Here is a 7,929-nt window from a genome sequence, read left to right as displayed (position 1 = left end):
GGGCTCCTGTTTGCTCTAGGAAAATGAAAATTCTTCGTACTTGCAGCCTATCTAAAAATAAAAGCGAACTCCAGTACAAATATGGCCTGATAGTAATGATTGGCAAACTATTGAAAAATCCCTACTATCCTCATTCCGTGGCCTTATCTTGATGGTTAACCCAGATCGGATCGAACATGACTATTTACCTTCCTCAACTTGCGCTTGATGATTTCTCTTTTCCTTCCGCTGATGAGGCGCTAGAAGAGCCAAATGGACTGCTCGCGTTTGGTGGAGATTTACAACCAGAACGTATTTATAATGCTTATCGACACGGAATTTTTCCTTGGTATGGCCCACAAGAGCCTATTCTTTGGTGGAGCCCCGCTCCGCGAGCTGTGTTTAACCCACAAACTTTTTCTCCAGCTAAAAGCGTTAAAAAATTCCAGCGAAAACATCAATATAAAATAAGCCTTAACCATGCAACTAAAGAGGTAATTACAAGTTGCGCCAACGTAAGACCCGCAGATCAAACTTGGCTAAATGAAGAGATGCGCAGCGCCTACCTCGCCCTTGCGGCTTCTGGCCGTTGTCATTCGGTTGAAGTATGGCAGGAAGATAAATTGATCGGCGGGCTCTATGGCATACAAATGGGCCAAATGTTTTGCGGTGAGTCGATGTTTAGTACCAAAGCCAATGCATCAAAAATTGCGCTTTGGTATTTTTGCCAGCATTTTCAATCACACGGTGGACAGTTGATTGATTGTCAGGTGATGAATCCGCATCTGGCATCATTGGGAGCTTTCGAATTAGAGCGCGACGATTTTCTCAAATCCTTGCTATCTTTTAGAGATAGCTCTGTCGATGAGCGCTGCTTTACACCCCAGTGGATCACCTTGCCTAATGAAGGATAACCATGAGCTCAGATTTACAGCAAATACGCATCGGTTTAACCAATAACCACCCTTGTAGCTATTTAAAAGATAGGCAAGAACGTGTCGCTGTGACTTTAGACTCCGCCATGCAATCGCCTGAGAATTATGAAATTCTACTCGCAAATGGTTTTCGACGCAGTGGGGATACCATTTACAAACCTCACTGTGACAATTGCAACTCCTGCCAAGCATTGCGTGTTTTTGTTGACCAAGTCAAGCTATCAACCAGCCAAAAGCGGTTACTCAAAAAGGCACACGCTTTTCAGTGGCAGCTGAAACCGACCATGGATTCGGGTTGGTTTGCACTCTATGCCCGCTATATTGAAGCGCGACATAAAGAGGGCAGCATGTACCCTCCCAACGAGCAGGAGTTTGAAACCTTTTCCGCTTGTCGTTGGCTAGATACTCAATACCTGCATATTTATCAAAATGGACAGCTGGTCGCGATTGCGGTGACGGATATTTTACAAAACAGTGCCAGCGCCTTTTATACCTTTTATGATCCAGAGTCAGATCTGTCACTCGGGACACTTGGCGTTTTATTTCAACTGCAATATTGCCAAGCCACACAGAAACAATGGTTATATTTGGGTTATCAAATTGATGAATGCCCAGCAATGAACTACAAAGTACGCTTTGAGCGCCATCAAAAGCTAGTAAATCAACGTTGGCAAGGGTAGAATACGCCCCAACTTTACATATTTATCTTTTAGCGGCAGAATGCGTCCGTTAAAAATCGCCAAGTTTCTAAAGAGGATTAAATGGCTAAAGAAGACGTAATTGAGATGCAAGGCACTGTCCTTGATACTCTTCCAAACACAATGTTCCGTGTTGAGCTAGAAAACGGCCACGTAGTAACAGCTCACATCTCTGGTAAAATGCGTAAGAACTACATTCGTATTCTTACTGGTGACAAAGTAACTGTAGAGATGACTCCATACGACCTAACTAAAGGCCGCATCGTCTTCCGTGCTCGTTAATCTCTGATTTTCGAACGCAACAAAAAACGGAGCCAAATGCTCCGTTTTTTGTTGCGTTCGAACTGGATTAAATGCAATGCATAGAAGAAAGCACGCCTCAGCGTGCTTTTGTTATTAGGTGATAAGCATCGGGATTACCGATTAGTGAACCGCTTCTTCACGAGAACCAATGTACTTAAACTTAAGCTCTTCGCCATCTAAATCCACTTTCACTGTGCCACCATCGACCAACGAGCCAAACAACAACTCATTCGCTAATGGCTTTTTCAGCTTATCCTGAATCACGCGGCCCATTGGACGAGCGCCCATCTCAATATCGTAGCCTTTCACAGCAAGCCAATGACGAGCATCCTCAGAAACCTCTAACGATACACCTCTCGCATCGAGTTGAGCTTGTAGTTCAACAATAAACTTATCAACCACTTGATGGATTACACGCTCATCCAAACGATTAAACCAGATGATGTTATCTAAACGGTTACGAAATTCGGGTGTGAATACTTTCTTAATCTCTGACATCGCATCAAAACTATTGTCTTGTTGGATAAGACCAATCGATTTTTTCACTGTCTCTGCAACACCTGCGTTGGTTGTCATCACCAAAATGATGTTACGGAAATCCGCTTTTCGTCCATTGTTATCCGTTAAAGTGCCGTTATCCATGACTTGAAGTAGCAAGTTGAAAATATCAGGGTGCGCTTTCTCAATCTCATCAAGTAGCACTACTGAATGTGGATGTTTAATCACAGCATCAGTTAGCAAGCCACCTTGGTCATACCCAACATAACCAGGAGGAGCACCAATTAAACGACTCACTGAGTGGCGTTCACCATACTCAGACATATCAAAACGCAGCAGCTCAATGCCAAGTAGCTTCGATAACTGCACTGTCACTTCTGTTTTACCCACGCCTGTTGGCCCTGCAAACAAGAATGAGCCCACCGGTTTATTGTCAGCACCTAAGCCTGCGCGTGAGAGTTTGATCGCCTCACTCAATACATCGATAGCGTCATCTTGTCCAAATACCAACATTTTCATTTTTCTATCAAGGTGCTGCAAAATGTCTTTATCGGAAGAAGAGACTGATTTTTCTGGAATACGCGCCATTTTAGCAACCATCGCTTCAATATCGGCCACTCCAACGGTTTTCTTACGGCGACTTGCAGGTGCCAATCTTGAACGTGCTCCCGCTTCATCAATCACATCAATCGCTTTATCTGGCAAATGACGTTCATTGATGTATTTTGCAGAAAGCTCTACGGCCGCACGTAACGCTTTATTGGTGTAACGTACATCATGGTGCGCCTCGTATTTTGTTTTCAGGCCCATAAGTATTTTAGTGGTGTCATCCAACGATGGCTCGACCACATCGATTTTTTGAAAACGGCGAGCCAGCGCGCGCTCTTTTTCAAAGATGTTGTTGTACTCTTGATAAGTCGTTGAGCCGATGCAGCGCAATTTACCGCTGCTAAGCAGTGGTTTGATTAAATTAGCCGCATCCACCTGACCACCAGAAGCGGCACCCGCACCGATGATGGTATGAATTTCATCAATAAATAGGATCGCGTCCTGCTCTTTTTCAAGCTGTTTCAAAATGGTTTTAAAACGCTTTTCAAAATCGCCACGATACTTAGTTCCAGCGAGCAATGAGCCAATATCCAGTGAATAAATAACGCTATTTTGAATGATTTCAGGCACTTGACCTTCCACAATACGCCACGCCAGCCCTTCCGCAATCGCCGTTTTACCGACTCCCGCTTCTCCCACTAACAGCGGATTATTTTTACGGCGACGACACAACACTTGAATGGTTCGTTCTAGCTCTTTATCACGCCCAATTAGCGGGTCAATCAACCCTTGCTTTGCCAATTGGTTGAGGTTGCTGGCAAAGCTTTCCAAACGTTCATCAGAACTGACTTCATCAGCTGATTCGCTGCTAAAAGAGTCGGAAGAGGCTGAATTATCACTTGCGCTGGAAGCTTTAGTGATGCCGTGTGAAATGTAGTTGACGATATCTAAGCGACTGATGTCATTTTTTTTCAGTAGGTAAGCCGCATGTGACTCCTGCTCACTAAAGATTGCAACCAGTACATTCGCTCCTGTGACTTCATTGCGGCCAGAGGATTGCACATGAAATACAGCACGTTGCAGCACACGTTGAAAACTCAATGTAGGTTGCGTTTCACGTGTTTCGTCACTTTCAGGAATAAGAGGTGTGGTTTGATCAATAAAAATATCAAGCTCTTGGCGTAAGGCATCCAAATCCGCTTGGCAGGCTAATAAGGCCTCTCTGGCTGCATCATTTTCTAATAACGCAAGTAGGAGGTGCTCGACGGTCATGAATTCATGTCTTTTGTCTCGCGCTCGAGCGAACGCGCCGTTTAGACTCGACTCTAGTTCTTTATTAAGCATAAGTACCTCCTTAAGGAACCACTTTGTTGCTCCAGCAAGCGACTACGCTTGCTCCATAGTACAAAGCAGTGGATGCTCATTTTCCCTTGAGTACAAAGTAACTTGAGCTACTTTGGTCTCTGCAATCTCAGCACTGAACGTGCCACAAATTGCTTTCCCTTCATAATGCACCTTGAGCATTATCTGTGTTGCTTTGTCGATATCCATCGAGAAGAATCGCTCAAGGATTTCAATCACAAACTCCATCGGCGTGTAGTCATCGTTATTAAGAACTACGTTGTACATCGCTGGTGGTTTAATTGCTGTCTTCTCTTTCTCCAGAAGATCTGAGTCTGGAGTCACCCATTCAAAATGTTTACTCATGATGACCGTATTTAGAGTGCTTCTCTACCTAGTGGAACCGTGTGCCTCTCAGTAACCATTGTGTCGTTGGAATCTATTAATGTTATTAGTGCTACCGACACCGTTGAAAAACAACCCTTACTTAGAGACTAATGCAGCAATTGTATCGCTGCAAATAAAACATTGCTATTCCGAACTATCAACGGCGTAGTTGATTAAAAAGAAAACAAAAGCAACTGCTTTCTTTAACTATTTCATTCTTAACGCCCTATTTAATCGTTACAACAATGTAAACCTGAAAAGTGATTTATTTGCAAATATGTCGAGTATCATACCTTTTGCCTATTGACTGCGCCGAATCATTGACTACATTGGTCAATTAGTGACTAAAAATTTGGCAGCGGCTGAATTGATATTCACATTCGGGTAACGTTTTTAGGATAAGTTTCTCGATAACAACATCAGTAACTAAAATGCAATGAGGGATGTAAAGCATGGCTACAGGTACAGTAAAATGGTTTAACAACGCCAAAGGATTTGGGTTTATTTGTCCAGAAGGTGAGGATACCGATATTTTTGCTCACTATTCAACCATTCAAATGGAAGGCTACCGCACACTCAAAGCGGGCCAACAAGTTTCCTACGAGATTGAACAGGGGCCGAAAGGTTATCACGCTAGCGCTGTTGTTCCAATCGAAGGTCAACTTGCAAAATAATCGCTGCCAAACGTGTATTTGATGAAAAACCCGCCGAACTGGCGGGTTTTTTTATTGCTTAGAGGTGAATAACTGAAGGTTAAGCGCCAATGATCGCGTTCAAGGTTTGGCTTGGACGCATTAGTGCTGATGCTTTTTCAAACACTGGCGCATAGTAACCACCCAAATCACCCGGAGTACCTTGTGCCTGATTCAGCTCAGAGACGATAACCTGTTCATTTTCTTGTAGCTGCTTCGCAATCGGTGCGAATTCCGCCGCTAAATCAGCATCCGCCGTCTGCTCTGCTAAGGCCTCAGCCCAATAGGTTGCAAGATAGTAGTGACTGCCACGGTTATCAAGCTCACCAACTCTGCGCGATGGTGATTTATTGAGATCAAGGAACTTACCAGTGGCTTTATCAAGCGCATCGGCTAGTACTTTCGCTTTCGCATTTCCAGTGACAACACTCAAATGTTCCAAAGACGCCGCCAGCGCTAAAAACTCGCCTAACGAATCCCAACGCAAGTGGTTTTCTTTCTCAACCTGCTGAACGTGTTTTGGCGCAGAGCCACCAGCACCTGTTTCAAACAAACCACCGCCATTCATCAAGGGAACAATCGACAACATTTTAGCCGAAGTACCGAGCTCAAGAATGGGGAATAGATCCGTGAGGTAATCACGCAGTACGTTACCCGTAACTGAGATGGTATCTTTACCCGCTTTGAGACGCTCAAGTGTGAACAGAGTCGCTTCAACGGGTGATAGGATCTGAATATCTAAGCCAGCCGTATCATGATCAGCAAGGTAGACGTTGACTTTTTTGATCAATTCACGGTCATGCGCACGCTGATCGTCTAACCAGAAAATCGCAGGAACACCAGTAGCTCTGGCACGAGTCACGGCTAGTTTCACCCAGTCTTGGATCGGTGCATCTTTCACTTGGCACATGCGGAAAATATCACCAGCTTCAACAGCTTGCTCTAGCAATACTTTGCCGGAGGTATCCACAACACGTACCGAACCCGCAGCATCGAGGATAAAGGTTTTATCGTGCGATCCATATTCTTCAGCTTTTTGCGCCATAAGGCCCACGTTTGGCACACTGCCCATCGTGGTGGGATCAAATGCGCCGTGCTTTTTACAAAAATCAATCACCGCTTGATAAACGCCAGCGTAGCAGCGATCGGGGATCAGTGCTTTGGTGTCTTGTTGCTTGCCATCTGGCCCCCACATTTGACCAGAAGCGCGCAGCATTGCTGGCATTGACGCATCAACAATGATATCGCTTGGGACATGTAGGTTAGTAATACCTCGGTCAGAATCGACCATAGCAAGCGGTGGCTGCGTGTTATAAACCGCTTGAATCGCGGCTTCAATTTCTTCTTTCTGTGCTTGTGGTAATGCTTGTATTTTCGCGTAAACATCGCCTAGGCCATTGTTGACATCAACACCTAATGAGTCAAACAACGCGCCATACTTCGCAAATACGTCTTTGTAGTACACTTTAACGGCATGGCCGAAAATGACTGGGTCAGACACTTTCATCATGGTTGCTTTCATGTGCAAGGAAAGCAGCACATCTTGCTGTTTCGCTGCTGCGATTTGTTGCTCGAAAAACTCAACTAACGCTTTTTTGCTTAGAACTGAAGCATCGATAATTTCTTTATCAAGCAGCGCAAACTCTTTCTTTAAGACTTTAGTCGAGCCATCATGGCCGACAAACTCAATTTTGACCTTAGTGTCACCTTCAATGGTGACTGACTTTTCTGTTCCATAGAAATCTTTGTCTTGCATGCTGGCAACATGTGAACGGGATTGCGGTGACCATGCGCCCATTGAATGTGGGTTTTTCTTCGCATAATTCTTGACTGATAATGGTGCGCGGCGATCGGAGTTTCCTTCACGCAACACTGGGTTAACCGCACTGCCTTTGATTTTATCGTAAGTCGCTTTAATCGCTTCTTCTTCGTAGGTACTTGGTTCTTCAGGATAATTTGGTAGGTCGTAACCTTTTTCCTGCAACTCTTTAATCGCGGCTTTCAATTGTGGGACCGATGCAGAAACGTTAGGCAGTTTAATAATATTCGCTTCTGGTTTGGTCGCCAGTTCACCTAATTCGGCAAGCGCATCACTTACACGTTGATTTTCTTTTAAATGTTCTGGGAAGCTGGCAAGGATACGCGCAGCCAGTGAAATATCGCGGGTTTCAACGCTAATGCCTGACGAGGCGGTAAAGGATTGGATAATCGGCAATAAAGAATAAGTGGCCAGTGCTGGTGCTTCGTCTGTGATGGTATAAATAATTGTAGGTTTTTCTGTAGGCATGAAAAATTTCCCTATTTGTTCTAGCAGCACCATTGGATGAAACAGCGCTGTGTGATTGTCCGTGTCAAGTGGGTTAGCATCCTCGCGACTTGAACACGATAGCGTCACTCTTTCAAAAACTGAATCGAATGTCGTTGAGCGTTATCCGATTTTAGTCATTGAGTGAAAATACGTATACACCCAAACCCTTTATTGATACTGAATCCAAATAGCATGGGTTGAGTATAATTAAACAAAACTAGGATAATAGTCTATTATCT

General features: G+C 44.3%; 7 protein-coding genes. 4 read left to right on the top strand and 3 right to left on the bottom strand.

The window, feature by feature from the left end; translation table 11 throughout:
• Window positions 1–176: 176 nt before the first annotated feature.
• From aat to infA, 3 genes are all read left to right on the top strand, one after another.
• On the top strand, window positions 177–893 hold the full coding sequence (gene aat, locus B9J84_RS13920; protein WP_094124384.1) for a leucyl/phenylalanyl-tRNA--protein transferase: 717 nt from the start codon (window positions 177–179) through the stop codon (window positions 891–893).
• A 2-nt stretch (window positions 894–895) separates the two neighbouring features.
• Window positions 896–1,594 carry an arginyltransferase gene (locus B9J84_RS13915; protein WP_013857085.1) on the top strand — a complete coding sequence of 233 codons (699 nt, stop codon included), beginning with the start codon at window positions 896–898 and terminating at the stop codon, window positions 1,592–1,594.
• Window positions 1,595–1,675: 81 nt separating this feature from the next.
• Window positions 1,676–1,894, top strand: a complete 219-nt coding sequence (infA, locus tag B9J84_RS13910) for a translation initiation factor IF-1 (protein ID WP_006075347.1) — start codon at window positions 1,676–1,678, stop codon at window positions 1,892–1,894.
• Between the two features lie 141 nt (window positions 1,895–2,035).
• Here infA and clpA read toward each other — a convergent pair whose 3' ends face one another.
• Window positions 2,036–4,306: an ATP-dependent Clp protease ATP-binding subunit ClpA gene (gene clpA / locus B9J84_RS13905; RefSeq protein ID WP_013857086.1), complete on the bottom strand. Its 2,271-nt coding sequence runs from the start codon at window positions 4,304–4,306 to the stop codon at window positions 2,036–2,038.
• 42 nt (window positions 4,307–4,348) lie between these two features.
• Window positions 4,349–4,669 carry an ATP-dependent Clp protease adapter ClpS gene (clpS, locus tag B9J84_RS13900; RefSeq protein ID WP_010319243.1) on the bottom strand — a complete coding sequence of 107 codons (321 nt, stop codon included), beginning with the start codon at window positions 4,667–4,669 and terminating at the stop codon, window positions 4,349–4,351.
• A 473-nt stretch (window positions 4,670–5,142) separates the two neighbouring features.
• Between clpS and cspD the strand changes: the two genes are divergently transcribed.
• A complete protein-coding gene (cspD, locus tag B9J84_RS13895) occupies window positions 5,143–5,364 on the top strand; it encodes a cold shock domain-containing protein CspD (RefSeq protein ID WP_013857087.1) in 222 nt (73 codons plus the stop codon).
• A gap of 79 nt (window positions 5,365–5,443) precedes the next feature.
• On the opposite strand, the gene B9J84_RS13890 is transcribed toward cspD, so the two are convergent.
• Window positions 5,444–7,669 carry an NADP-dependent isocitrate dehydrogenase gene (locus tag B9J84_RS13890; protein ID WP_026028830.1) on the bottom strand — a complete coding sequence of 742 codons (2,226 nt, stop codon included), beginning with the start codon at window positions 7,667–7,669 and terminating at the stop codon, window positions 5,444–5,446.
• Between the last annotated feature and the right edge of the window lie 260 nt (window positions 7,670–7,929).

The sequence above is a fragment of the Vibrio sp. V03_P4A6T147 genome (assembly GCF_002241085.1).
Lineage (GTDB): Bacteria > Pseudomonadota > Gammaproteobacteria > Enterobacterales > Vibrionaceae > Vibrio > Vibrio anguillarum.
Note: the sequence above shows the minus strand (reverse complement) of the source record. Positions and strands in the feature narration are given on the sequence as shown.